The following is a 24,643-nucleotide window of genomic DNA, read 5'->3' as shown; positions in this document are numbered from 1 at the left end:
TGTGACTGGCACGAAGCAGTGACGATTGCTAGGCGAACCGGAACGTCAAACCACTCTGGCCGCACCACGCAGGACAACTCTACATGCAAACCACTGCCATTATGGTCATTTTTGGCCTGATCGTTCTTGCCAGCATTTTTGTAGCCCCACGCCGTGCGACGGTAGAAGGGTTTTTCGGAGGGGCCGGGCAGGAGGGGCGTGCGCCCGGGCTTTGGACCCTGGTGCTCAGCCAGGTCACGACGTGGATCTTCGCCCGCTCGCTGATGAATTCGGCCATCCTGGGGTATTTCTACGGAATTTGGGGGGTGCTGGCCTATGCGGCCTACTATGGCTCGTTTCTAACCGGTGGATATGTCGTGGGCCGGTTGCGCGCTTACGGGGCGGGATCGGTTCAGGACTGGTTGCGTGATCGGTTCGGAAGCACCGGCACGACATGCTACAACCTGGTCATCGCTCTGCGGCTTTTGTCAGAGGTGTTTGCCAATCTTCTGGTTGTGGGTCTGATCTTTTCCGCGGCTCTGCCAGAACTGGGTTTCGCGCGCGAAGGTTCGATACTCTTGGTGGCGGGCCTTGGTCTGGCCTATAGCGCCTGGGGAGGGTTGAGCGCGGCGTTGCGCACGGATGTGTTGCAAATGCTGGTGTTTTTGGTCGTTTTCGCTGTGGCGTTCGTGGCGCTGATCACAAGTCCCGGCTTTGACATTGGAGCGGTTCTGACGGCTGAGGGAACAAGCGGTGCCTGGAATGGTCAGGTTCTGTTGCTCGTGGCCTTTCTACAGGTGTTTTCCTATCCCATTCATGATCCGGTGATGATGGATCGCGGGTTTCTGGCGGACCGATCCACCACAAGGGCGTCGTTCCTGCATGCGTTCTGGATTTCGGTCCTGTGCATCCTTGGATTTGGCTTCTTTGGCATCGAAGCGGCTTTGCAAGGTGCCGCCTATGAGGGCGAACTTTTGGGCACCTGGGCGCAGATGTTTCCGGCCTGGGTATTTACCGCGCTGATGGTGTCGCTTCTGGTCAGCGCGCTCAGCACATTGGACTCGTCCTTGGCCAGCTCAGCGCGGCTGATGGTCGATGAGCTGGGGATGGCGCCAAGATCCCTCGCGGGAGGTCGCATGGCGATGGTGGGCTTCATGGCTGCCGGGGCAGCTTTGACCTTGTGGGGCAACCAAAGCCTGTTTGATGCAGTAGCGGTCAGCGGCACCGCCAGTCTTTTCCTGACGCCGGTTATCGTGGCTGGTTTGGTGATGGGACTGCGCGTGCCGGTTTGGGCTTATACCGTGAGTTTTGTGGCCGCTATGGCCGGAGCCTTTGGATACTTCCAGCGAACAGTTCTTTTCGAGGAAACCGCTTTGGCGGACTGGCACAAATATGAGCAACTGCTGGTCATTTGTGTTGTGGTTCTGACCGTTGGATTTGTTTCCGTTCTGGCAGGTGCGCGGCGTCCAACATAAGCGCGCGCATTTTTTTGATAAAAAAATGGGACGGAAAATTTGAATTTTCCGCGCGCGTTGAAGGAAAAAATCCGCATCTTGAGGTGCATTCGTTCTTCCAACCGGCGGCGGGACCGCTTAGATACGGTTGGTGACAATCCACAGGGACCGCTCGAAGGGGTCCGGGATATGGGAGACAAACAATGCTGAACAATATTGGCCTTCCGGGCATCCTTCTTATTGCCGTTGTGGTGCTTGTGCTTTTCGGACGCGGCAAAATCTCTTCGCTGATGGGCGAAGTGGGCAAGGGGATCACGTCCTTCAAAAAGGGCGTGGCAGAAGGCAACAAGGAAATCGAAGACGCCACGGATGAGGCGGCCGACATGGCAAAGGACGTCACGCCTGAAACGGACAAAGACAAGGCGTAACCCAAGCCATGTTTGATCTGGGCTGGACCGAGCTCATGGTGATCGGCGTTGTTGCGCTGATTGTCGTAGGGCCAAAGGATTTGCCGGGCATGTTCCGTGCGGTGGGCAAATTCGTGGGCAAAGCCAAGCAGATGGCGCGCGAATTCAGTCGTGCAATGAATGACGCAGCAGACGATGCCGGTGTGAGCGACGTGACCTCAACGCTCAAGAAGGCGACCAATCCGGTCAGTTCCGCAATGGACGAGGTCAAGAAATCCACCGAGAGCTTTACCGCCAAAACGATGGCAGGGCCTGCGCCCAAGCGCGCCGAATTTGACGATGAGCGCAAGGAGATGGTCGAGAAGATTTCCAAGCGCTCGGCTGAGATGGCCAATGAGCGCAAGGCGGCTGAAGAAGCGGCAAAGGCAGAGACGGCCAAGCCTGCTGCGAAGAAGGCTGCGCCGAAGCCAGCCGCCAAAAAGCCCGCCGCGAAGAAACCAGCCGCCACAGCGGCCGCGAAAAAGCCCGCCGTAAAAAAATCGGCGGCCAAGAAGCCCGCTGCGAAGAAGGCGCCCGCTAAGAAAGCTGCGTCCAAACCGGCCTCGGGTGACATCGCATGAGCAGCACGGAAACAGACGACGTCGAACAAAGCTCGGCACCGCTCATTGAGCACCTGGCCGAGTTGCGCACGCGGCTTATTCGGTCTGTGGGTGCATTTGTAGTGGGTATTGTTCTGGCCTTTGTGGTAGCGGAACCGATCCTGCAATTCCTGCTGGCCCCGATCGAGGCCACGTTGCGCGATCTGGGAGATCCGGCCCCCACGCTTCAATATACAAGCCCGCAGGAATACCTCTTTACGCTTTTTCGTATCTCCATGGTGTTCGGCTTCATTCTGGCCTTTCCTGTGATTGCGCATCAGATGTGGCGCTTTGTGGCGCCGGGGCTCTACAAAAACGAAAAACAGGCGTTTTTGCCGTTTGTTGTCGCATCTCCGATCATGTTCATTTTGGGCGCGGCCTTTGCGCATTTCGTGGTCACGCCGCTGGCGATGAACTTTTTCCTCGGCTTTGCCGATGTTAGCTCGATCTTTGCCAACCTTTTGTCGGGTGCGGTGAGCGAGGTGGAAACTGTAGTCGACCCCAATCTGCCTGTTGTGCCCGACAATTTCGGAGCCGTGGTTCCCGAAACAGATGAAGGCATCCGCATCACCTTCTTCGGGAAGGTGAATGAAAGCCTCGACATCACCCTAAAATTCATCATGGCCTTTGGCATCTGCTTCCAGCTGCCCGTGTTGCTTACGCTCATGGGCAAGGCCGGGCTGGTAAGCGCCGAGGGCCTGGGCGGCGTGCGCAAATATGCGATGGTGGGTATCCTTGTGCTGGCCGCGCTTGTGACCCCCCTGATGTCATCACTCAGCTTATCCTCTTCACCGTGGTTTACGGTCTTTATGAGGTCTCGATCTTCCTTGTGCGTCGGGTGGAGAAGTCCCGCGAAGCCAAGCTGCGCGCCGAGGGTGTGTGGTTTGAAGATGATGAGGAAGAGGCGGATGAAGACCTGCTCGAAGAGCTGGAAGAGGCCGCTTCGGAGAAGGACAAATCGTGAGCAACGCCATGGAGCGGATCGCGGCGGCACTGGAGCGGATGAGCCCGGCGCCGATGGGCGCACCTGATTTTGATGCGGCAGATGCGTTTGTCTGGCATGTGGAGCCGGACCGGTTGGAGCCGGTTTCAGACGTCAATCGCGTGGATATGTCCCTCTTGGTGGGCATTGACCGCTCACGCGACACGCTTCTGGCCAACACGGTGCAGTTCGCGCGCGGTCTGCCCGCGAACAACGCGCTTCTCTGGGGGGCGCGGGGGATGGGGAAATCTTCACTCGTGAAGGCGGTGCATGCGGCTGTTCTGGCAGAGGGGCATCCGCTCAAGATCGTGGAGTTGCAGCGCGAGGACCTGCCGAGTGTCGGGCGGCTCTTGAATGTGCTGCGGACAAGCGAGGCGCGGTTTCTGCTCTTTTGCGATGACCTGAGCTTTAGCCATGACGACCAGCACTACAAATCCCTGAAGGCGGTATTGGATGGCGGCATTGAGGGACGGCCCGACAACGTGGTGTTCTATGCCACCTCAAACCGCCGCCACCTGATGCCGCGCGATATGATCGAGAATGAACGCTCAAGTGCGATCAACCCTAGCGAGGCGGTGGAAGAGAAAGTGTCCCTGTCAGATCGCTTTGGCCTGTGGCTTGGGTTCCATCCCTGTTCGCAAGACGAATATTTGGCGATGATCGATGGGTATTGTGCTGCGCATGGCATAACCCTTGACGCGGACACGCTGCGTGCGGAGGCGATTGAGTGGCAAGCCACGCGTGGCGCCCGGTCAGGCCGCGTGGCTTGGCAGTTCTTTGTGGATCTCGCCGGGCGGAATGGGGTCACGATTTAGAGGGCGAAGGTCGGGTTTGAGCTGCCGATTCAACTGGTGGCCGCAACAGCTTCGGTAAATCTCTCAGCCGATTTTTGGCATTGCAAGGTCAAAAGATCCTCAGGGTAGAGCCGATGATGACATCACAACCCACCCCGCCAAAGATCGTTCACGCTGACAGATGAATGTTGAATTTCGCGCGGATCGCGGCATCGAGCGCCGGATCAAACCGCGCTGCGGACCGTTCGGCCAGAATGGCCTCCTTCCGTGCCACGGCCTTTTCAATCAGGTCTGGCTTACCATTCTCTGCCCATTCCTTGGGAGACGTGCGGTCGCCGAATGTCGGGTAGACGTGATCGCGTTGCATCCGGCCCAGCGTCTGATCCGTGCCAAGGTAATGTCCTGGCCCACCCATGCAGACCGCCTTGATCTGGTCCAAAGCCAGCGTCTCATCATCCACCTCGATCCCGCGCACACAGCGCAGCGCCTGACCAATCAGATCATCGGCCAGAATCAGGCTTTCGTGGCAGAACCCCAGCAGAGAGGCGTGCATCCCCGCCGCCTCATAGATCATGTTGAGCCCCGAGAGCCCGGCCATGACGTTGGAGCACATCTGCTCCCACCCGGCCTGCATGTCGGGCATCTTGCTGTCCGACGCGCCCGCAGCCGCGCCACCAGGCACGCCGTAGAACTGATGCATCTGAGCGCAGCCTGCAGTGAGCAGCGCCTGTTCGCCCGAGCCGATGGACATTGCGCCCGTGCGCAGGTCCAACCCGAAGGGCCAGGTGCCGAAGATGGCCGGATGGCCCTCTTTCACAGCATTCACGTAAACCAGCCCTCCCAGGCATTCCGCCGTGGCCTGCACAATCGCACCGGCCACGGTCGAGGGCGCTGTGGCCCCGGCCATGCCTGCTGACAAAAGCAGCACAGGCATACCGCCCTTGATGCATTCCTCCATTACCTGACAGGATTCCGTGGCGAATTTCATCGGCGGCACGACGAAGCAGTTGGAATTGCTCATGAAGGGGCGCTCGCGGAACTTATCTTCGCCGCCCGCAATCATGTAGAGCATCTCAAGCGCGGGGGGCACGTGATGCGGTTCGGTGAAGGACGTGCCTATATGCTTGGTTGTCCCGCAAGAAGCGGCATAGACCGTGTTGAGGTCCATCTCCAGATTGTCGGTGATGTCCCGCGCCACCATCGGGCGCTGGCAGAAATGCACATTGTCGAGCACGTCCACGATCCGCGCGGCATCATGCAGGTCCTGCAACAGGCTCTCGCGATATTCATTGCCGGTCACATCGACCATATGCACCGCGGCACCCGCCGTGCCGTAATGCACCCGCGTGCCGCTCAGTTCCATGTCGTTTTGCCCATCGCGGCTATGAAGTGTGACGGAGCGGTTGGCCTTGGCCAGCATGTCCTCAACGAGAGCACGAGGGAACCGAATGCGGCCATCCTCGCCTTGAACGGCTCCGGCCTCCGTTAGGTACGCCACGCCGCTTTCCGGCGCATCGGCCAGCCCGACCTGTTCAAGCGCATCCAGCGCGGTGTCGTGAATGCGCTGGATTTGCGCGTTGGTCAGCGGCTTATACTTGCCGCCTTCCAGGCCCGCGCGGATGGGACGCAGGTCTTCGGTCAGGGGCGCTGCACGGCTGGCACGGCGCGCGGCACGTCCACCAGAGCGGCGAGGGGTTTGTTCGTTCATAGTCGTGGTCCTTGGTACAAGGGATTGGGTAAGGGTTTGATCAGATCAAACCCAACCCGGACGCCCCCGCGCCGCGCGCCCGCGCTCGGCCCCGATGGTGCGGATCACCAAAGCAATCTTACAGCGTGGCATCATCGCCAGCTCCTCCCTTTGGACGCATACCATGCGTGCATTTGGAGGTAAGGCTAGCCTGAAAACGACGTTTGTCGCAAATGGGACAGTTAAGAGAGTGAGTCAGACAGGAATTCGACATCAGCGCGCTTTGATCCAAGTACAGCTTCGAGCCCTAAGCGGATCTCGCAAGTTGCCAGTGCGTCTACCCAAACATGTTGATCCAGCGGATTAGCATGGGGGCCAGGCAGATCAAAAGCAATACAGGCATCATACAAAGCGCCATGACGGCCGACATTTGCACGGGGAGCCGGTTGGCTTTTTCCTGGGCTCGCAATTCGCGGTCCAGGCGCATGTCGGTTGAAAATCTTTTCAGGGCGGTTGAGACCGTCGTGCCGTACTGGTTGGATTGCAAAATGACATTGGCAAAGGCGGATACTTCTTCGACGCCGATGCGGTCCGCCATATCCATGAATGCCGCCTGACGTTCTTTACCGGCCTGAAGCTCAAGCTGAAGGATCATGAATTCCTGCGATATTTCTGGCGCGGCTTGCGCCAGTTCGTGAGAAACGCGGATCATGGCGGCGTCAAAGCCCAAACCGGCCTCCATCGCGACCTGCAAAAGATCAAGCGCATTGGGAAGGCTGTGCTCAATCGCCTGCCGCCGCTTTCTGATGCGCAAGCGCAGCCAGACAGAAGGTCCGTAAAACCCCAGCACCATAAGCGCGGTGATAATTTGAAGAGAGTTCAGCCAGGTGATGTTTTGCAGCCAGCGCGCGATGTTCAGTTGTGCTTGAACTTCGGCAGGAAGCGCCAGAACCGCAACGAAGAGCACGGGCAATGCGATGCCGATCAGTGTCCGGAATGCGTAAAACGAGCGGATCGCATGTTTGCCCTGGATGCCTGCGCGTCGCAGCAGCTTACCGACTTTAGTGCGTTCTTCGCGAGAGGTCGGAACGAAGGCCTGCAACAGACCGTGCGGGTCGCTGTCGTCCCCCTGAACCAGATCAAAGTCCGCCCCATGCGCCTGAACAAGCGATCCGCCCTGCATACGGCGCACCGCGGCGTCCTTGCCCGCGAACAGGCCTGCAAGACCAAAGACGACGAACAGAGAACTCACGCCGATGCCGGCCAATATGAGGTGATTGAGAGACAGGTTTAGATTTGTCAGAATGTCCATAACAATGTCCATCATTCGTCTCCTCGTTAAAACTTGAACCTGACCAGCCGTTGCAAGATCAACCCTTGCGCAAGGGTCAAGCCGATGACGGTGTAAGCAAAAAATGGAAACCAGGGATCATCCCGGACATCGCCATAAAAGCTGGGTGTAGACAGCTCGATTGAAAGATAAATTAATAGTGGCAGACAGGTCAGAATGAGGCTGCTGAGTCGACCTTCCGCGGAAATCGCCTTGATTTTCTTGCGCATCGTGTGGCGGTCGCGGATCACCTCAGACAGCACATTCAATATGCGCGCCAAGTTGCCACCAGTGCCGTGTTGAATCCCAACACTGACCGCAAGGTAATTTGCGTCTTCTGTTCCAACGCGTTTGGCAAAGTCGTGAAACGCCGTGCCCACATCGTCACCATAGTTGATTTGATCCTGGATAAGACCAAACTCGGTCCCTATTGGATCAGGCATCTCTGAGGCGACGTTGCCAACAGTGACGGCGACGGGATGACCGACTTTGAGACCTCGTGCCATGAGGTCTAATGCATCAGGGAGCTGGGATGTCAGTTTCTTTAGGCGTGCATGCTTGAGACCGGTCAAGACCAATAACGGGACGGCGACTGCAGCGACTACACTCAGCGCAAGGGCCAGATCCGGATTGAGCACCCGTGACGTGGACAGGAACGTCGCGCTACCCAAACCCAGGGACCCGAGCACGGCCCAGATCGGACCAACAGACAGACCGGCCTGCGACAGCAAACTGCGCAAACGAGAGATCAATCCGCGATTGCCAGATTTGCCGATGGTGGCAGGGTCACGTAGCAGTTGAAGCACTTCTTCGCTGGACGCACCTTTCTTGATCATCTTCATGCGACGGTTGCGTGCCTCGCCATGGGTTTCTTTGCGAAACAAAAGCTGCTGACTGCCTTCAAATGCCAGTAAAACCCCGACGAACAATGCGATATAGATCAGAATGTTGGTGGTGAACGGTTCAATCTCTAACATACGCAGGGCCTCCTAACGACGGGCAAACATCTGATTGTCAATGTCGATCCCAGACGCGATCAGTTGATCGGCGCATTTGGGTCGAATGCCGGTTGGCAAAAATTCACCCAGGATTTGGCCGGTTTCTGATTTGCCGCGACGTTTGTAGACAAAAATGTCTTGCATCGTGATGGTGTCTTCTTCCATGCCGGTGATTTCTGAAACGCTGACCACGCGGCGGCTGCCATCGCTGAGGCGGCTGAGCTGAACGACGATGTGAATGGCAGAGGCGATCTGCGACCGGATGGTTTTGATCGGCAGGTCCGCGCCCAGCATCGTGACCATCTGTTCGACACGCCCCAGAGCATCACGCGACGAATTGGCGTGAATGGTTGTCATTGATCCTTCGTGACCTGTGTTCATGGCTTGAAGCATGTCAAAGCACTCTGCGCCGCGCACCTCACCTACAATGATGCGATCAGGTCGCATGCGTAGCGCGTTGCGCACCAGGTCGCGTTGCGTGATGACACCGGTGCCCTCGGAATTGGCCGGTCTGGTTTCCAGCCGGACCACGTGCTCTTGTTGAAGCTGAAGTTCTGCGGCGTCTTCGATTGTGACAATGCGCTGCGTGTCATCGATAAAGGATGATACCGCGTTGAGCATCGTGGTCTTACCAGTACCAGTGCCGCCCGAGATTAATATGTTCAGGCGCGCCTCCACCAGAGCCTCCAAAAGCTTGGCCGCCTGATCATTCAGGCTTTCCTGCTCCACAAGCCGTTGGATGGTGAGTGGATTGCGGGCAAATTTCCGAATGGAAAGCGCAGGTCCATCCACCGAACAGGGCCGGATGATCGCGTTGACCCGGCTGCCGTCTTCGAGGCGCGCGTCGACCCAGGGTTGCGACTCGTCAATGCGGCGGCCCACCTTGGTGACAATCTTGTCGATGATACGCAGTAAATGGCGTTCATCACGAAAGCGCACCTTGGATTTTTCGAGCAAGCCAAACCGTTCGACATAGACCTGGTCATAGGAGTTCACGAGAATATCGTTGATTGTGGGGTCTTCCAGCAGTGGCTCCAGCGGTCCCAGCCCCATGAATTCATGAATGAGTTCGTCAACCAAGTCTGCGAAAGAATCCGACCGCATGTAAACGCCTTCGGCCTCAACCAGCCCACTGACCAGCGATGCGATTTGGCGTTTGAGCTCTGAGCGCTCGACCTTGTCGATCAAGGAGAGATTCATCCGATCCAGAAGCTCTCCGTGCAAACGGTTTTTAAGCTCCAAATGCGCCTGCAGGTCCTCGTCTATGGTCTCATGCTGCGCCTGTACTGGCACCGGGGTTTCGATGGCGCGGTCCAGAGGGAGCACGTTTGATTTCTGATCTGCGCGGCGCGATCTATATTCCTTAAACACGTCCGTCCCCCTTACGCTTGTTTTTTAAGACTTTTTTGTTGATCAGCCATCAAGGCACCCGCTAATTTGCCAATGGCTTTGCCGATGTCCGATTTTGGTTTGGTGTTCATGATGGGTTGACCCAGATCCGTCGCACTGCGCGCGATCTTTGCATTGTCGGGGATCCAATGGGTCAACTTGGCCTCCAGCACCTTTTCGGCTTCGCGAAGATGTTCCGATTTGAAAAGTGGTTTCTGCTCACGGTTCACCACAATCTCGACCGGCAGACCGACATTTTCTTCGCGGTAGAGGTCAATCAAACGACGTGCCTGGCGCACACATGGCACGCTTGTGTCCGTGACAAGAATAAGCTCGGTGGCCTGCTTGAGAATGGGCTCGACCCAATCGACAACCGCACGCGGAAGGTCGACAACCACATAATCGTAACGAGCGAGCAAAACCTGAAGGATTTTTTCGAGCAGGTCCTGACGCATTGATTGAAGTGGGACCAATTGTAGCGGGGCGCACAGAACGTCGATTTTCAGTGGGTGCTGCTGCAAGGTGGAGACCACGAAACGTTCATCAGGCTCTTCTGCGGACTCGATCAATTGCAGGAAGCCACCATTGTCTTCGATGTCGAGAAACACGTTTGCATTTCCAAACTGAAGGTCGAGATCCAGAAGCGCCACACGGCTGCCATCGCGTTTGCCGAAAAAGCCTGCTGGCCTGCCTGCGAGCGCGCAGGCAAGGTTTACAGCAACAGTTGTGGCGCCGATCCCGCCGCGCGCTTGTGCCACCGGGATCAAGTGCCCCAAAGCCGGAATGCTTTGGTGAAATGCAGGTTGCGCCGCCGTGCGTTCGCGGATTTTTTCATCCACCACGGATCTAAGCTCTTCGCCGTCAATCGACAGGGGAAGAACTTCATCGATCCCAACCGCGCGAAGCTTGCGCGCTTTCGCGATGGAGACATCGCTTCCTGTGAGTGCGAGAAACACCGTTTTGTTGGTCCGGTTTGAGAGCAGGTCGCGAATGGCCTGCGTTTCCTGTTCATCGTCCGGGTCAGCCTCAATAATCACGACATCATGCTCAAAGGCGAGCTCTACGGCGCGACCATTCATGGCCTGCAATGTCTCGTCGGAAGTGACGAGTTTGTTGTTCTCCGATTCAGGAAAAACCTCGGTCATGATTTCGATGAACGCGTCTCGTTTCGAGATGACCATGAACGAGCGGGACGAATGTCGGGTACTCACAAACTCCATTAGCGAGATTCTCCTGTGGCAAGGTCTTCTGCGGGCATTGAGACACTGAAACTTGAATAGGTGGCGGCTGATCCAATCTCGCTGTTGGTTGCACCCGCGGCATTGGCGAGGGCGGCGAGTGGTGAGGCGAACTGAAAATCATCCAGCGCCAGATCGACGGTTAACATCGGCGAATAGGGACCGCCGAGAAACCCGATATTCGGATCAAACGTGTAGGTGAATTGAAGGGCATCTATCGTCGTCCCCACGGGTAAGAGCGGGCTGACGCGTCCCCAGATTTCGGCCGCAGTCGGATTGGCGGCGCTGCCCGTGCATGAAATGGTTGGAACGCTTGCGCATACCCCGGCAGCTGCGCTGCAGGAGGTGCCAAACCGCAGGTTCGCGGTCGATGTACCACGCTGATGCGTCAAGGGCAGCCCTGCACAGGCCGGGGGACGCACAGCAGCAATACGGGCCGCCAACTGTGAGGCGTTTTGTGCTGTGACACCGCTATAGGACAGGCGTCCGTAGTCCAGCAGGGCCGCGAAAAGAAACAGAAACAGCGAGACAACGAGCGCAAATTCCACCAGTACGCCGCCCGATTGATCCTCGCGGAACATGCTGACCCGGCGCGTGGCTGGAGCGATGATATGCCAAGCAACTCTCATTGTCCGAAAATCCGCGACGCGTCGGCAACATCTGTTGTCACCGAGGAAATTCCGTTTCCGAACAGGGCCAGGACATTACCCATCGGAAATTGGATTGTGACATTGGCGCTGACCTGTCCAACTGGGGCCGGGCTTACGCGGTAGGTTCCCGCGACACATGAAAAGCTGGGCGTGACAGAATTGACCGTGACGTTTGCTGGAAACAGGGCGTTGCCGCCAATATCCTGCTCGACAATGTCTTTCAGTGTCGTGGTCAGTCCGGCCACGCTGCCACCTGAGACGCAGATATCTGCTGGTGTCACACGCGCGAGGTAGCGTCCTGCGTCCCGCACACCTGAGATGACTGATTGATAGGACCACATGAGGCGAGCGGACTCGACTGTCAGAGCCAGCAACAAAATCATCACCGGCATAACAATACCAAACTCCACCACAATCGCTCCGCGGTCGTCTTTCGCGAAGGTCTTGGGTGATATGAGCTTTGGCCAATTCACAGACTGCGTTCCTTACCTGTAGAGCTGCACGACATCGCGGAAAATCCCGCCGAACCCATTTGCACCGCCGCCTGCGCCCACGACATCCGGGAAGCCGACAACTTCGCCGTGGATGTCAAAGCTGGGGGAGAGCCACCATCATCCCCAACAGGTTCGGTCAGGAACACCGACACGAACCGGGTGACGGGAACGCCCGAAGTTGAGCCGGAAACAGGGTTTTGCGCGCAGTCGATGCCAGCCGCAGTCACGACGCGACGCGCCGGATCGGTGGACATGTTGTTGGAGCACATCGGCCGCCCGGTTTCCGACAGGGTCGGATCCAGGATCGAATCTGCATTCGGCGGCGAGTAGGGGTTGGAATTCCCGTAGGCGATTTCGCGCAGATACATGCCAAACCGGGTGCCGGAGTACTGTGTGTTGGTGCCCGACAGCGGTGGAAGATGCGCATCACTGCCTGCGCCATCGGCCACACCATCTGCAAGGTCGTGGTTCGTGTTCAGGTATCCGGCCCGATCCCAGACGCCATCGCCAAAGCGGTTGTTGCCGCCGCACGTGCCGTTGGTGATGCACGTGTCACGCCCCAAGGCGGCAGTATCACCGGTCAGTTCTTCATTCCCCTGAATGCACGATCCGCCACCTTTCTTTTTGATCCCCTTGATCACATTTGGCGCTGGCGCAAAATCCGGATTGTTTCTTTCACCGTTCAGCACCGCGCGGTACATGTCGAACCGGACATTAAAGGCCGCATTGGTGATGCCGACCTTTTGGCCCGGTTCCGTGGTCAAGCCGTTGGTCAGAACGCATTGCGTGATACTGCTCTGAGCCGCAATCAGGCAGGCCAGTTTGTTGCCGCCTTCGTCCGCGCATACGCCGGATGTGTCCTCAAAAGACGCAAGGTCGATAAAGCCAAAGTTACCGGGCCCCCAGGCCGCACCATTGCCACCGCTGCGGAGGAGAATTTGGTCACCCACCCCAAGCGTCGTTTCCCAGTTCGGCGGCAGGCAGAACATCAATGGTGAGATATCGCATGCCGCTTGCGTAAACCCGGCGACTGCTTCGGCGGATACAGATGCCGCGTTAAAACCGTTCCCGCCCAATAGCCGATCAAGACCGGAAGCAAGGCTCATGCTCAGAGACTTGGGTGTCAGCACAACTTCGACGAATTTCGCCCGGTTCGGATTTGTGGTGACGTCACCACCAAGAGGCGTCAGATCAGACGCGGGCAACGCGGAGTGAAATGTCAAAGTGTAATCTGCGGCACCAGAAAGCGTTGTTGATCCATTGGCAAAGGTCTGACTGTCGCTGATCAAATTGGCCGCAGCATTGGTCGCCCGCGTGATGGCATCGTTCCGGCCGTCAAGTTCACCTGCTGCCGCCAGCGCGACGTTGTCGGCAAAGGATTGCAGCTCGACATGGGTAGCTTGCAAACGACCGACATCAAGTGTGATTGCAAGAAACCCCAGGAAGGCTACCAGCGACGTGCCCCACAAGATGGCAACCGTACCGGACTCATCCTTGGCAAATTCTGATATGGTTCGTTGCAGTTTCATACGTCAAAGGCCTCACTGTGTCTGGATGTCGCTTGTCAGCACGGTGGCAACATTGGCTGCGTCGTCGGACGGCTCGGTTTGCGTTTGGCTCGACTCCACCGGACGCGCAGGGTCAGAGAGCGTGTCACCCTCATTCGAAGACTCTGATGCCGGCTGTTCGACGGCTGGTTTGCTGATCGGCACACTGCGTTTGATAATGACGATTTCGGAATCCGTTCCACGCCGGACCTTAACGGTTGGTTGAATCTCACTTTTTTCAACCGGGCTTTCCTCTTGCAGCAGATCGCGCAAACGCACCATTTCAAGCGGTTTGTCCTCGACGCCCTCCAAGGTCCGAAGCGTCAGGCTCAGCGTTCCGGCCTTTTGCGCCAAAGCAAGGCGCTGCCCCTGTTCTGGCGTCACCTCGACCGTGATGGTGCGCGCGACTTCGGGCTGTTCGTTCAATTCTTCGGATTGTTGGTCTACACCAATCACACGAATCTTCTGCAGGATCGTGACCGCGCTCAGTTCAAGCTGACGCCCTTGGGTTAAAACGATATCCACATAGTCGCCAGGCGTAACAAAACCGCCTACCGCGGTGACCGCGTCCACCTTGATCGCCATCGCACGGGTGTTTTCACCGAGCTTTTGAACCAGAGTTACTTTTTCTCCAAAATTCGAGACCTTCGAAGCGATCACGACTTCACCGGGATAGAACCGGCCCTTGGCGCGGCGCAGCTGTTCTGGATTGTCCGGGACAAGCAGGGACAGATCCGAAAACGCTCCGGGTGGAAGTGCGTCTCGAGGCCAGGCATGTACGGTGACGAGATGGCGTTCAATTGTTTGTCCAAACGCAATTTCAGAGCGCGCCAAGTAGATTTCGACAAGCTCGGATTGGCTGGCTGACGTCGATGCGTCGTTAGTGGCAAGCAAGTGGTTGTTGGCCACGAACACGGAACCTGCCGCAATCGCAATCCCAAACACGGTCGTGATAATTGGCTTGATCCGCATGTCTTTCTCCAAATTGGTCGATGTCTAAACTCCAAACCTCTGGCTGATTGGGTGTCCGGGGCCAGGGTGGGTTTTCTGCGCCACCTGAGATGTGGCAGCGCAGAAATGATTTTGAGATGGATAGAGATCTAGGTCTCTGCCTTAACAGGCGGCGCCAACTGCTGCACAAGCGGTGCCAACGTTTGTATTAGTCGTTGTCCCCAACGCGCCAAATGCACCAACCGCGATTGAAGCAACTACCAAAAGTGCAAGGCCGTATTCGACAATTGCCGCACCTTCTTCGTCACGTGCGAATTTTTTAAAAAGCTTAGTCATGTTTCCCCCATTCGGAAGTGAAAAGTACGCACCCCAGAGATTTCAGGGCGCAAGCCCGACAAATCGCTGCCTGAGCTCGACAATCAGATTAGGAGAGCCATGGGGCGAAACGCATCCACCACCTGCTGTAAAAATTCCCGCCTAGGTTGTGTCTCGCTGTGCATTAGCTGCCAGTTAACGAATTTTTCAGACAGTTTTGGGCTGGCAAAACCATAAAACGAATCAACAATTGGACACGTGCTCTGAAACATTCAGAAACAATGGCTTCGTAGCGACGGAATTGTGGCTTTTATGAGGAGTTATCCACAGCCTTCACGAAGGCTAATCCTGAGTTCAACGACGTTTGGCTTATAGGATTAGATTTAAAGTGCATTAAAACAATCTCTTAAACTCTGTTAATTTCAAACCTTCGTCACGCTGTAAGTTGTCCATATTTCCACAAAGAACGGCATCCAAGGCCGTGCTGGCGCCACATTTTGGCCCGAATTATTGCCAGATCAGAGGTTTCTGGCGTAGGACTTGAGGATGAAAGTTCCATGTTTCGGTAGCTTTCTGGTTTTATAGTCTGGGTTGTGGTGTGTGTTTTGACCGTTAATTTTTCAGATCGTCGAAATGTGAGGGAAGGGCTCGATCTTGTTATGGATTGGACCTGCGCCCTGAGCGACAATGGTAAGCTTCATCAAGCCTTGCACAGGCTGATGGTTTCAGTAAAAGCCGACGCCGCTGTGATCTCTCGCAGAAGATCGAATGATGACCAAATCAAGTATATCGCGCGTTGCGATGCGCAATCGGGCAAGCTTTGGGGGACACAGCCGAATTCTCATGCAGAACATGTCTTGCGTGACTGCATGACGTCCGCCAAGGCCGGATCGATCTGGAAATGGTCTGACGTTGGCTTTATGCCGTCCGATGTGCTGCCTTCTAGCCATCGAACTATGCCTGTCGATCTCTTCGAAGTTGTTGTCTGTCCTTTGGAGGTGAAGGGGAGTCATCTGGACTGTCTTGAACTCCACTACAGACATCAGCCCAAGCAGTATGATCTGGACCTGCTGACAAACCTGCTTGGCACGTTCGCAAGTTGCTGGGAACGCCGGTCTCCCGGGCTCATAACAAAGAAAATTGTCCAAAATGGCATGCCGTCTTGCGTCCGGTCGCGACGGGACGACGGGCTCCCACTTCTGGACGTAGAAAACCCGGCCAAGCTCAGCAGGAGCGAATTCCGCGTCTGTACACTGTTGCGCGAGGGCATGACAGTGAATGTTATTGCCGAAAACTTGTCTATCGGTCCGGCGACCGTGCGGTCGCATTTGAGTTCCATCTTCTCGAAGACAGGCGCGTCCAGTCAGATTGAGCTACTGCACAAACTGAATTGTTCATCTGAGTCCGCAGCGTGGCCTGAACGAGAAGATTTAACGCGTTCGGCGGAACTTGACGCTGCCCAATACAATTAAAGATGCGGTGAGCAAAATCGAAGCGACATTGGGTTGAGACGTATCAGTCGTCTACCAACACATTTGAACGCTGCGCTCATTAGCCGACATTGGCGGAGCAAAGATCAACGACGGCTCCGTCCGCACAGCAGACATCGACTTGTTTTCAACCCGCCTCATGAACCGATGTCTTGACAAGACATCGGACCTGGAACTTTCAAAGTTTCCGGCGCCTTCGCTCCATCACTGCAAAAACGGGATTGGATCCACGCTGTCAAAGCCTTTGCGCACTTCGAAATGCACAGCCGCTGCGCCGTCAGCTCTGATCTCGGCCAACTGTTCACCACGTTTGATACGGTCGTCCTTGTCGACCTTCACTTTGACCACGTTGGAATAGACCGTCAGCAGGTTGTCGTCATGTTTGACCACGATGATCGGGATACCGTTGGTGTCCTTGGTGATCGCGGCCACGGTGCCGTCCGCAGCGGCGCGCACCGGTGTGCCCGGAGGGGCTGCAATGTCGATGCCGTCATTCTTGCCTTTGGCATATTCTCGAATGATGTCGCCGTTGACCGGGAAGGCCATGCGCGTTTCGCGTTTCTTGGTCTCACCACTCAGGTCGGGCGCGGCGGTGCGCGCGACGGGTTGCGACGCGGGCGCGGTGTCTTGTTCCGGTAACGGCTCAGACGCGCTTGGGGGCAGGGGTGTTGGCGTGCCAGCTCCGGGCGGTTCGGTGGGCAGCGGTGTGGCCTCAACTGAGGCGGTGCGGGTGTCGGCAACGGCGACTGGGATCAGAAGGTACTGTCCTTCGCGCACATCGAAATCGGCTCCAAGACCGTTCCAGTCTGCAAGGCTGCGCACCGAGACATTGTAAAGCCGTGCAATGGTAAAGGCCGTCTCACCGCGCTGGACCTGATGGCGGATCGGCTCAACACCGGGTCCTGCCGGGGTCAGAGTGCCGGGCCTTGGGTTTGCACCATCAGCTGCATCAATTGCGGATCCGGCCAGCGTGGTGATATCCACGCCGCTGGCCGTGATCGGGCCCCCTTCGGGTTCTGCGACACGGGTGGGCAGGGCGATGATCTCATTCTGGCGCAAGGGCGCGTCGGGATCTATGCCGTTGTAGCTGGCCAAGGCGTTCACATCGACGCCTATGCGTTGCGACACTGTGCGCAGGGTGTCGCCGCGCTGGGCGACGGCCACCTGATAGCTGGGGTAGGAAATGATCCCGCGGGTGTCAGGCGCGGGCCGGTCCGTGTTTGCCTGGCGCGCGGCTGATGCAGTGCTCGATGCGCCGCCACGCAGATCGAAGTCCAGGTCAGAACATGCTGTCAAAACCATCAATGCTGCGCATCCGGTCAGCGTGCCCACGCGGTGTAAGCGAAAACTCATCTCGATTTTGTCCTCATCAAATGCCCCTTGTTGGCCGGAGCTTCTTAAAACTACCTGTATCACGACAACGCATGTCTGCGCTACTCGTCCCGGCCCAAGCCTTCGATCAGGGGCACGAAACGCACCGGGGTCAGTTCGTCATAGTCAAATCCGTTTTCGGTCTTTGTCACCCGAATAAGGCTCTGGACTGCGTCGGACTGTCCCACTGGTACAACCATGATACCGCCAATTTTGAGCTGCGCCAAGAGAGGTCCTGGCGGATCTTCAGCCGCAGCTGTGACAAGAATGCGGTCAAACGGCGCCTGATCGGGTATGCCAAAGCTTCCATCGCCAGTAAGCACGGTAATGTTTGTCAGGTCGAGTTCCCGAAAAATCTCGGCGGCCTCGTTCACCAGTCGAGGATGACGATCCACAGTGTAGACGCGCCGCGCGAGTTGGCTGAGAATTGCGGCCTGATAGCCGGATCCGGTGCCCACTTCGAGCACTTTGTCGCGCGGTTGGACCTTCAGCGCCTGGGTCATCAACCCCACGACGGAGGGCTGCGAAATGGTTTGTCCGCAGGAAATTGGCAACGGCGTATCGTCATAGGCATGGGTGGCAAAGTGACCACGCACGAAAGGGCCGCGATCGACTTTTTCCATAGCCGTAAGTGTCCGCGCATCCGTCACCCCGCGCGAGCGCAGCGAGAACAGGAACTGCATCTTGCGTTCTGCCGCACTTGCCTCGGGGTCGGGCGCGGCTTCTTTGGGGGCGTTTTCGCTCATCTTTGGCTCATTCAATCGCCGTCAGCGCATCCAGAACATCATGTGCGGTCAGGTCCGCACGCATGGGGGTTGCGGAAATATACCCTTTTAAATTCCAATCCGCATCTGATCCTTCAGCAGTGGGTTGCTGCTGTGGCGCGCCGGTCACCCACAGGAATTTGCGCCCCGAGGGCGAATGATGCGGTTTGACGCCAAACCCCATGTCGCGGCGGAACCCCTGGCGGCAAGCGCGCAGGCCCTTGACCTCGGCGCCCGGAACTGGGGGGAAATTCACGTTGTAGAAAATGCCATAGTCATCTTTGCTCCAGATGCCCTTGTCCAGAAGAGTGCGCACAGTGGCCAGCCCGTGGATGCGTGCGGCCTCAAACTTGTCATCGAGGTCTTTGTTGCGCGGCCCGTAATATTGGCTGAGTGCAATCGCAGGCAGCCCCTGAAGTGCGGCTTCCATGGCCGCTCCCACGGTGCCGGAATAGACCGCATTTTCGGCCGAGTTGTTACCTCTGTTGACACCTGAAAGAACGAGGTCGGGTGGCGCGTCGGCCATCACGTCATGCTTTGCGGCTAGCACGCAATCGGCCGGACTGCCCTGCACGGCAAAGCGGCGCGGACCCATTTCGGCGATCATCATCGGGTTGGTGAAAGAAATACAGTGGCCGACACCGGATTGCTCAAAGGCAGGGGCGACAACCCAAACCTCGCCATTGGGGCCTGCGAGTTCGGTCGCGATATCTTCCATCACCGCCAGGCCAGGCGCCGAGATGCCATCGTCATTTGTAATGAGAATGCGCAAACGCTGCTCCTTGGGGTTGCGGTGGCGGGGTGCCGTTTACCGCTGTCTATCCGGGGTAAGAGAGCGGGGCAAGCGGGTGGTCTTATGCGGTGATCTTGGGTGCTTGCGGTTGAGTGACCACCTTGAGCCCGGCTTGACCACCCGTCGCGTGAATGGTGGCCAATTCAATTTCATCTTTGGCCTTTCTAAACGCCCGCTAAATCCCCGCCAAAAGCCGCGCGGCCTCCTCATTGGCCTGTGAAAGGGCGCTTCGGTCCTCTCCGGGAAAAAACCGCGCACGGGTGGCGGTGTTCATCGGTGCCGGGGTCAGGATATTGACCTTGGGGCCGATCTTGATGGTCTCGGCCTGCCAACTGCGCACCAGTGCCATCTGTGCGGCCTTTGTGGCGCCGTAGCTGCCGAAGAATTTCTCGCCTGCGCGCGCGTCCTCAAAAAACAGCGCTCGACCGGTATCGCCCAGAAGCGGCGCGACAAAGCCGATCAGGCGGGTGAGCGCAGTGATGTTGATGTCGACGGACTTTTTCCAGTCCTTCATCTCTATATGGGCGGTCGGCGACAGGGGAGCTGCATGAATGGCCGTATGCACCCAGATGTCAATTTTGCCCCAGCGGTCATAGATAGACCGACAGAGCTGCGCCATCGCGCCTTCCACGGTAATATCCATGGGGGCAAGTGTGGCCTCGCCACCGCCTGCCTTGATCTGGTCGTCAAGCTCTTCCAACCCGCCGGTCGTGCGCGCGACGGCTACCACGTGATGGGTCTTGGCCAATTCCAGCGCGCAGCCTGCGCCCAGACCGCGTGATGCCCCCGTGATCAGAGCGATTTTTCTGACTTTTGCATCGTTCATGGCCGCTCCCTTCTCACAAGGCAGAGGTCCAAATCAAGCGCATTCGCTTGACTTTCTCACGTGCGTGCGAAAAACAAATCCCAAACACGGGACATGAAAGGACGCTCGATATGCAAGACACTGTTCTGAGCAAGGCAATTCTTGGCCATGAAGGCCTGATCCGCAAGCTGGGGCTGGTCCTCGGTGGTGCGCTGTTCATCTCGCTTGTCGCACAGGCGAGCGTGGGCTGGCCGGTGCCGATGTCACTGCAGGGTCTGGCGATTCTGATTGTGGGTTTCACCTTTGGGTCGCGCCTTGGAGCCGCCACTCTGGTGACCTACCTGGCCTACGGTGCAATGGGCTTCCCCGTCTTTTCAAACGGTATGGCGACAGCCGCGCTTGTCGGTCCGACCGCCGGGTTCCTCTACGGTTTCGTCGGCATGGCGTTTCTGGCCGGTCTGGCGGTTGAGAAAGGTCTGGCCAAAGGCGTGGTTTCAACCGCGATTTGCGGCGCTGTGATCTCGCTCTTGCTATATATTCCCGGCCTGGCCTGGCCAGCCGCGGCTCTTGGCAAGACACTGCCCGAGCTTTGGACGGGCTGGATGGCACCGTTCCTGCTCGGCGATGCGATCAAGGCTGTGATTGCCGCAATGGTGGTCTGGGGTGGCTGGCAGGCGATCAAAAGTCGCAAAGCCTGATACTCTCTAAGGTTGAGAATTGGCGCCGCCTCTTTGGGGCGGCGTTTTTCCTTTTTGTGCCTCGAATTTTTCAGGAAAATCCGGCGGAATGTCTATTCAAGTGAATGGCATCGCCAAAAGACATGTGGTGGCACACTGCGCCCGATATTTGGTGACGCATATCAACCAGGCAGCCGCAGGTCGTAGGTTGAGCCGAGCAGCGACAGCACCACGCGGCCTTCTTCGATTGCGGCAATCTCGGTCTGTCCGATGCGGTCGCCGACCGTGACCTTGCTGATACGCCCGTTTAGCCGCAAGAGCGCGCTGCGTTCCTTGGGCGCGAGGACCGTGCCGATCAGAAGCGGGCGGTTGTGGGCGCTTCGATAGTCCGCGCGCAGTGTGGCCGCTGACAGGGTTTCTGGCGGGGTCTGGGTGGTGTCGTCTGTCGCCATGGTATCTAGTTTCTTTCCGCTGGGTGCAATTCGCACCGGTCGGCGGGGCAGATAGGCCTCTTTGTGGGGTTTTGAAAGGGGCGTGGTCTGGAAAGAGCGGAAAATTGCCGCAGCGCAGCGTAGGGCAGCCTGCTCGAAAACCCAACCGGGCATCTCTTTCGAAAACTTAGCTCTGCATCAGATGCGGTCGTATGTCGCTGCCGGATTCTTGGTAGATGTCGAGAAGCTGATCGAAGGTGATACCCTTGACTTGCGCATCTCTCAAGGGGCCATCCTGCGCCCAAAGCCTAGGACGTGTTCTCGTATCGATGGGTTTGAAATCGCATCCGATTGAATCGCAGTCAGAAAAACCCGGCAATGCATTACTCAGCCAGGAAAAACAGCCTTCAAATCTGTCCTCAGTGTTATCTTGAACCGCCTGCACATAGGCAGTGAAATTGTCAGGATGCAGACTGCCCCACGCGCCGAATGCAAATCGTTCCGAGCTGCCAAAAATGGGCAGTTCAACCAGACATCGGACAAAGCGGTGCTCATTGTAAACACAATACTCGCTCCCGAGTTTGTCTTCCCCAATTGTTAGGGTGGCTTCTCCGCTTTGCGCGCGATTACCATGCGGCCAAACCTCAGGGTGGTCAAAAGCTATGTCAAAAATACCGTCAAAGCTCTCACCACAGCACGGGCATTCATACCCTGTGTCATTGAACCGTTGCCAGCGCGGGTCGTTTGCAAGGTCGATCACTCCGCTGCCTTCAGCTCAAAACCCTTCTCGATCTGATCTGACGGTTCCACCGGATAGTCCCCCGAGAAGCAGGCATCGCAATATTGCGGGCAGGATTTGTCGCGGCCTTTGGCCTCTCCGACGGCGCGGTAAAGCCCATCGAGCGAGATGAATTTCAGGCTGTCGACAGCCAGGTGTTCGCGCATCTCATCCTCGGACATGGTGGCCGCCAAGAGCTTTTCGCGATTGGGTGTGTCCACACCGTAAAAGCAGGGCCACGCGGTCGGAGGGCTTGCGATGCGGAAGTGAACCTCCTTGGCGCCTGCATCCAGGATCATGTCCTTGATCTTGCGGCTGGTGGTGCCGCGCACCACGCTGTCATCCACAAGTATCACGCGTTTGCCTTCGATGAGTGCACGGTTGACATTCAGTTTAAGCCGCACGCCCATGTTGCGGATCTGTTCTGTGGGCTCGATGAATGTCCTGCCCATGTATTGATTTCGGATGATACCCATCGCGTAGGGAATTCCGCTTTCGTGGCTAAAGCCAATGGCCGCTGGGGTGCCTGAGTCCGGCACAGGACAGACGAGATCTGCCTCCACCGGGCTTTCCTTGGCCAGTTCCACGCCGATCTGGTGGCGCGTTTCATAGACGGATTGACCCCCGATGATACTGTCGGGACGTGAGAAATAGACATGCTCAAAGATGCAGAAACGCGAAGGCTGCGGCCGGAATGGGCGGTGGCTTTCCACCCCGTTACCGTTAATGACAACCATTTCGCCGGGTTCAATCTCGCGGACATACTTGGCCCCGATGATATCCAGCGCACAGGTTTCCGAGCTAAGCACCCAGCCATCGCCCACCTGACCCAGCACCAAGGGGCGCACGCCCAGCGGATCGCGCACGCCAATCAGCTTGCTGCGGGTCATGGCCACGATGGAAAACGCGCCCTCAACCCGACGCAGGGCGTCTTCCATGCGTTCAGGGATCGTGCGTTGCAATGAGCGGGCCATCAGATGAATGATGCATTCGCTGTCGGAATTGGACTGAAAGATCGAGCCGCGCTCGACCAGCTCTTTGCGCAGCGCATCGGCATTGGTGATATTGCCATTATGCGCAATCGCCGCCCCACCCATGGCAAACTCGCCAAAGAACGGTTGCACGTCCCGGATCACGGGTGTTTTGCCGCCTGCGGTGGAGTAGCGCACATGGCCTATCGACAGTGGGCCAGGCAGGGTTTCCATAAGGGATTGGCGGGTGAAGTTGTCGCGCACATAACCAAATCGCCGGGCGGAATTGAACCCGTGATCGGGGTGATGGGCGACTATGCCGCCCGCCTCTTGTCCGCGGTGTTGCAGGGCGTGCAGACCGAGAGCGACGAAATTGGCGGCATCGGAGACGCCGTAAACCCCAAAAATCCCGCATTCTTCGCGCAGTTTATCGTCATCGAACGGATGAGAGGGCGGCATGGTTTTGTCGGACAACGGGCAGCTCCGAATCCCTTTACGCTTGGACCCACTAAATAGGGTGTCTGAGGGCATATGTCACGAAACTATCACGTATCCAGAGCGGAATTAACGTAACGCAAATTGTTCACCTCAAGGGTCAAGCAGCGCGTTTTGTCATATGATCCAGCAAAAGGCTGGCCTCGTGGCGTTTCAATGTACGTGCGGCCGTGTGTCCAAACGCTTCGATGTGTTCTTCCAGGGACGGGAACAGTGCCAGCAGTTCTTCTGTTTGGGTGCGTTCCAAGCCCGTCAGAGCCTGGCGCGTTAAGAAGAAACTTTCACTGAGAACACCATCTGTTTCAACAATCTGATGCTGGTCGAACATGACATGGACATAGCGGATCGTGCCGCCGGTCCGGATGTGTATACCTTCAAATCCGCAAAGATACTTTGCGGCGATCAAGACGTCAGTGTAGCCAAAGAGCAGCTCAGCTTCTGGTGCGCGCAGGAGCAATCTGTGTTCTTGCGACAAGACGAGATCACGCGTGTTGCCAAACACGCCCTTAGGTACGACGATGGGCGCAAAGGCGCCTTCGGCAGTGACCTCGGTTCTGCCAATCCAGTTTACAGGCTGAAAACCGTCCCGCATCGTCCAAACCAGATCACCGATGTGAAGCGTATCGATGGTCTTGCAGCCATCTGGCGTTACAATGCGCGTGTCGGACGCAAAACAGGTGACGAACGTGTTGTAGGACGAACTGCCGATATTGGAGCCGCCCGTTTTTTCATACTGGACGCCATCCTGAAGCTCGATGTCGGGAGAAAATCCCCACACGTTCCCGGTGACGCCATTTTGGGAAAACACCGTGATTGTGATGGTTGGGCCGGTCAAATTGCCATTGATGTCCAGTGCCCGCACGAAAATCAGGGACTCTGCTTCAACAAGTGTTCCATTTGACACGATTCCACCGCCGTCTGTGACGGAATGCCCGGCTGTGTTGTCATCTTCAAAAATGTCCGGATCGCCGCCTGTATCATCAATCGTGACAGTGGTGCCGCCGCCGGCGGAATAAGTGAACACTGTGCCATTTGGGGTGTCGGAGTTGTTGATCACGGGATTGCCAACAATCGCTCCATTGGAGCTGCTATCGACAACCAGATTGTCGTTGCTTATGGCAAAGAAACTGCGGGCAACTATTTTGACCTCCGAACTTGCAAAGCAATTCACATAAGCAAGATCAAGAGTTCAAAAATGTGTCGCGAAAATGGTAT

24 protein-coding genes and 1 pseudogene are annotated in these 24,643 nt (G+C 57.0%); 7 read left to right on the top strand and 18 right to left on the bottom strand.

The features are described 5' to 3' along the window. The first annotated feature begins 83 nt into the window (after positions 1-83). The 5 genes and pseudogenes from RZ517_RS11945 (at position 84) to RZ517_RS11925 (ending at position 4,275) form a co-directional block, all read left to right on the top strand. A complete protein-coding gene (locus RZ517_RS11945; protein WP_338548449.1) occupies positions 84-1,454 on the top strand; it encodes a sodium:proline symporter in 1,371 nt (456 codons plus the stop codon). A 182-nt stretch (positions 1,455-1,636) separates the two neighbouring features. Beyond that, the gene (locus RZ517_RS11940) at positions 1,637-1,861 is read left to right on the top strand and encodes a twin-arginine translocase TatA/TatE family subunit (protein ID WP_317057802.1); all 225 of its coding nucleotides are present in this window, start codon (positions 1,637-1,639) and stop codon (positions 1,859-1,861) included. Positions 1,862-1,869: 8 nt separating this feature from the next. Beyond that, positions 1,870-2,460, top strand: coding sequence for a Sec-independent protein translocase protein TatB (tatB, locus tag RZ517_RS11935; RefSeq protein ID WP_338548448.1), 591 nt, complete (start codon positions 1,870-1,872; stop codon positions 2,458-2,460). Continuing rightward, a pseudogene (tatC, locus tag RZ517_RS11930) lies at positions 2,457-3,442 on the top strand (twin-arginine translocase subunit TatC). Before tatB ends, tatC begins: the two are co-directional and overlap by 4 nt. Positions 3,443-3,450: 8 nt before the next feature. Then, positions 3,451-4,275 carry an ATP-binding protein gene (locus tag RZ517_RS11925; RefSeq protein WP_422395580.1) on the top strand — a complete coding sequence of 275 codons (825 nt, stop codon included), beginning with the start codon at positions 3,451-3,453 and terminating at the stop codon, positions 4,273-4,275. Between the two features lie 148 nt (positions 4,276-4,423). Here RZ517_RS11925 and RZ517_RS11920 read toward each other — a convergent pair whose 3' ends face one another. The 10 genes from RZ517_RS11920 to RZ517_RS11875 all read right to left on the bottom strand — a co-directional run bounded on the left by RZ517_RS11920 (position 4,424) and on the right by RZ517_RS11875 (position 14,874). After that, a complete protein-coding gene (locus tag RZ517_RS11920; protein WP_338548446.1) occupies positions 4,424-5,962 on the bottom strand; it encodes a trimethylamine methyltransferase family protein in 1,539 nt (512 codons plus the stop codon). A gap of 316 nt (positions 5,963-6,278) precedes the next feature. After that, complete coding sequence (locus RZ517_RS11915) at positions 6,279-7,265, bottom strand: type II secretion system F family protein (protein WP_338548445.1); 987 nt, start codon at positions 7,263-7,265, stop codon at positions 6,279-6,281. Between the two features lie 14 nt (positions 7,266-7,279). Next, positions 7,280-8,248: a type II secretion system F family protein gene (locus RZ517_RS11910; RefSeq protein ID WP_338548444.1), complete on the bottom strand. Its 969-nt coding sequence runs from the start codon at positions 8,246-8,248 to the stop codon at positions 7,280-7,282. A gap of 12 nt (positions 8,249-8,260) precedes the next feature. Beyond that, positions 8,261-9,640, bottom strand: a complete 1,380-nt coding sequence (locus tag RZ517_RS11905) for a CpaF family protein (protein ID WP_338548443.1) — start codon at positions 9,638-9,640, stop codon at positions 8,261-8,263. An 11-nt stretch (positions 9,641-9,651) separates the two neighbouring features. Next, on the bottom strand, positions 9,652-10,878 hold the full coding sequence (locus RZ517_RS11900; protein ID WP_338548442.1) for an AAA family ATPase: 1,227 nt from the start codon (positions 10,876-10,878) through the stop codon (positions 9,652-9,654). Continuing rightward, positions 10,878-11,525, bottom strand: a complete 648-nt coding sequence (locus tag RZ517_RS11895) for a TadE/TadG family type IV pilus assembly protein (RefSeq protein ID WP_338548441.1) — start codon at positions 11,523-11,525, stop codon at positions 10,878-10,880. The genes RZ517_RS11900 and RZ517_RS11895 overlap by 1 nt, the downstream gene beginning before the upstream one ends. Next, positions 11,522-12,019: a TadE/TadG family type IV pilus assembly protein gene (locus RZ517_RS11890; protein WP_338548440.1), complete on the bottom strand. Its 498-nt coding sequence runs from the start codon at positions 12,017-12,019 to the stop codon at positions 11,522-11,524. Before RZ517_RS11890 ends, RZ517_RS11895 begins: the two co-directional genes overlap by 4 nt. Further along, positions 12,016-13,569, bottom strand: coding sequence for a pilus assembly protein TadG-related protein (locus tag RZ517_RS11885; protein WP_338548439.1), 1,554 nt, complete (start codon positions 13,567-13,569; stop codon positions 12,016-12,018). Before RZ517_RS11885 ends, RZ517_RS11890 begins: the two co-directional genes overlap by 4 nt. Positions 13,570-13,581: 12 nt before the next feature. Beyond that, complete coding sequence (cpaB, locus tag RZ517_RS11880; RefSeq protein WP_338548438.1) at positions 13,582-14,559, bottom strand: Flp pilus assembly protein CpaB; 978 nt, start codon at positions 14,557-14,559, stop codon at positions 13,582-13,584. A 141-nt stretch (positions 14,560-14,700) separates the two neighbouring features. Then, a complete protein-coding gene (locus tag RZ517_RS11875) occupies positions 14,701-14,874 on the bottom strand; it encodes a Flp family type IVb pilin (protein WP_338548437.1) in 174 nt (57 codons plus the stop codon). A 638-nt stretch (positions 14,875-15,512) separates the two neighbouring features. Between RZ517_RS11875 and RZ517_RS11870 the strand changes: the two genes are divergently transcribed. Continuing rightward, positions 15,513-16,325, top strand: a complete 813-nt coding sequence (locus RZ517_RS11870) for a helix-turn-helix transcriptional regulator (RefSeq protein WP_338548436.1) — start codon at positions 15,513-15,515, stop codon at positions 16,323-16,325. A 222-nt stretch (positions 16,326-16,547) separates the two neighbouring features. On the opposite strand, the gene RZ517_RS11865 is transcribed toward RZ517_RS11870, so the two are convergent. The 4 genes from RZ517_RS11865 to RZ517_RS11850 form a co-directional block, all read right to left on the bottom strand. Next, positions 16,548-17,696, bottom strand: a complete 1,149-nt coding sequence (locus tag RZ517_RS11865) for a peptidoglycan DD-metalloendopeptidase family protein (protein WP_338548435.1) — start codon at positions 17,694-17,696, stop codon at positions 16,548-16,550. Positions 17,697-17,776: 80 nt separating this feature from the next. Beyond that, a complete protein-coding gene (locus RZ517_RS11860) occupies positions 17,777-18,460 on the bottom strand; it encodes a protein-L-isoaspartate(D-aspartate) O-methyltransferase (RefSeq protein WP_338548434.1) in 684 nt (227 codons plus the stop codon). 7 nt (positions 18,461-18,467) lie between these two features. Beyond that, entirely contained in the window at positions 18,468-19,250 is a 783-nt protein-coding gene (gene surE, locus RZ517_RS11855) for a 5'/3'-nucleotidase SurE (protein ID WP_338548433.1), read from the bottom strand. Positions 19,251-19,446: 196 nt separating this feature from the next. After that, complete coding sequence (locus RZ517_RS11850) at positions 19,447-20,097, bottom strand: SDR family NAD(P)-dependent oxidoreductase (protein ID WP_338548432.1); 651 nt, start codon at positions 20,095-20,097, stop codon at positions 19,447-19,449. Between the two features lie 110 nt (positions 20,098-20,207). Between RZ517_RS11850 and RZ517_RS11845 the strand changes: the two genes are divergently transcribed. After that, the gene (locus tag RZ517_RS11845; RefSeq protein ID WP_338548431.1) at positions 20,208-20,774 is read left to right on the top strand and encodes a biotin transporter BioY; all 567 of its coding nucleotides are present in this window, start codon (positions 20,208-20,210) and stop codon (positions 20,772-20,774) included. A gap of 161 nt (positions 20,775-20,935) precedes the next feature. Here the strand turns inward: RZ517_RS11845 and RZ517_RS11840 are convergent, their stop codons facing one another. The 4 genes from RZ517_RS11840 to RZ517_RS11825 all read right to left on the bottom strand — a co-directional run bounded on the left by RZ517_RS11840 (position 20,936) and on the right by RZ517_RS11825 (position 24,599). Further along, positions 20,936-21,358, bottom strand: a complete 423-nt coding sequence (locus RZ517_RS11840; RefSeq protein WP_338548430.1) for a hypothetical protein — start codon at positions 21,356-21,358, stop codon at positions 20,936-20,938. 13 nt (positions 21,359-21,371) lie between these two features. Continuing rightward, the gene (locus tag RZ517_RS11835; protein ID WP_338548429.1) at positions 21,372-21,944 is read right to left on the bottom strand and encodes a DUF2199 domain-containing protein; all 573 of its coding nucleotides are present in this window, start codon (positions 21,942-21,944) and stop codon (positions 21,372-21,374) included. Then, positions 21,941-23,392, bottom strand: coding sequence for an amidophosphoribosyltransferase (gene purF, locus RZ517_RS11830; protein ID WP_338551144.1), 1,452 nt, complete (start codon positions 23,390-23,392; stop codon positions 21,941-21,943). The genes RZ517_RS11835 and purF overlap by 4 nt, the downstream gene beginning before the upstream one ends. A gap of 136 nt (positions 23,393-23,528) precedes the next feature. Continuing rightward, complete coding sequence (locus RZ517_RS11825) at positions 23,529-24,599, bottom strand: Hint domain-containing protein (protein WP_338548427.1); 1,071 nt, start codon at positions 24,597-24,599, stop codon at positions 23,529-23,531. Positions 24,600-24,643: the final 44 nt, after the last annotated feature.

Source organism: Roseovarius sp. S88 (genome assembly GCF_037023735.1).
Lineage (GTDB): Bacteria > Pseudomonadota > Alphaproteobacteria > Rhodobacterales > Rhodobacteraceae > Roseovarius > Roseovarius phycicola.
Note: the sequence above shows the minus strand (reverse complement) of the source record. Positions and strands in the feature narration are given on the sequence as shown.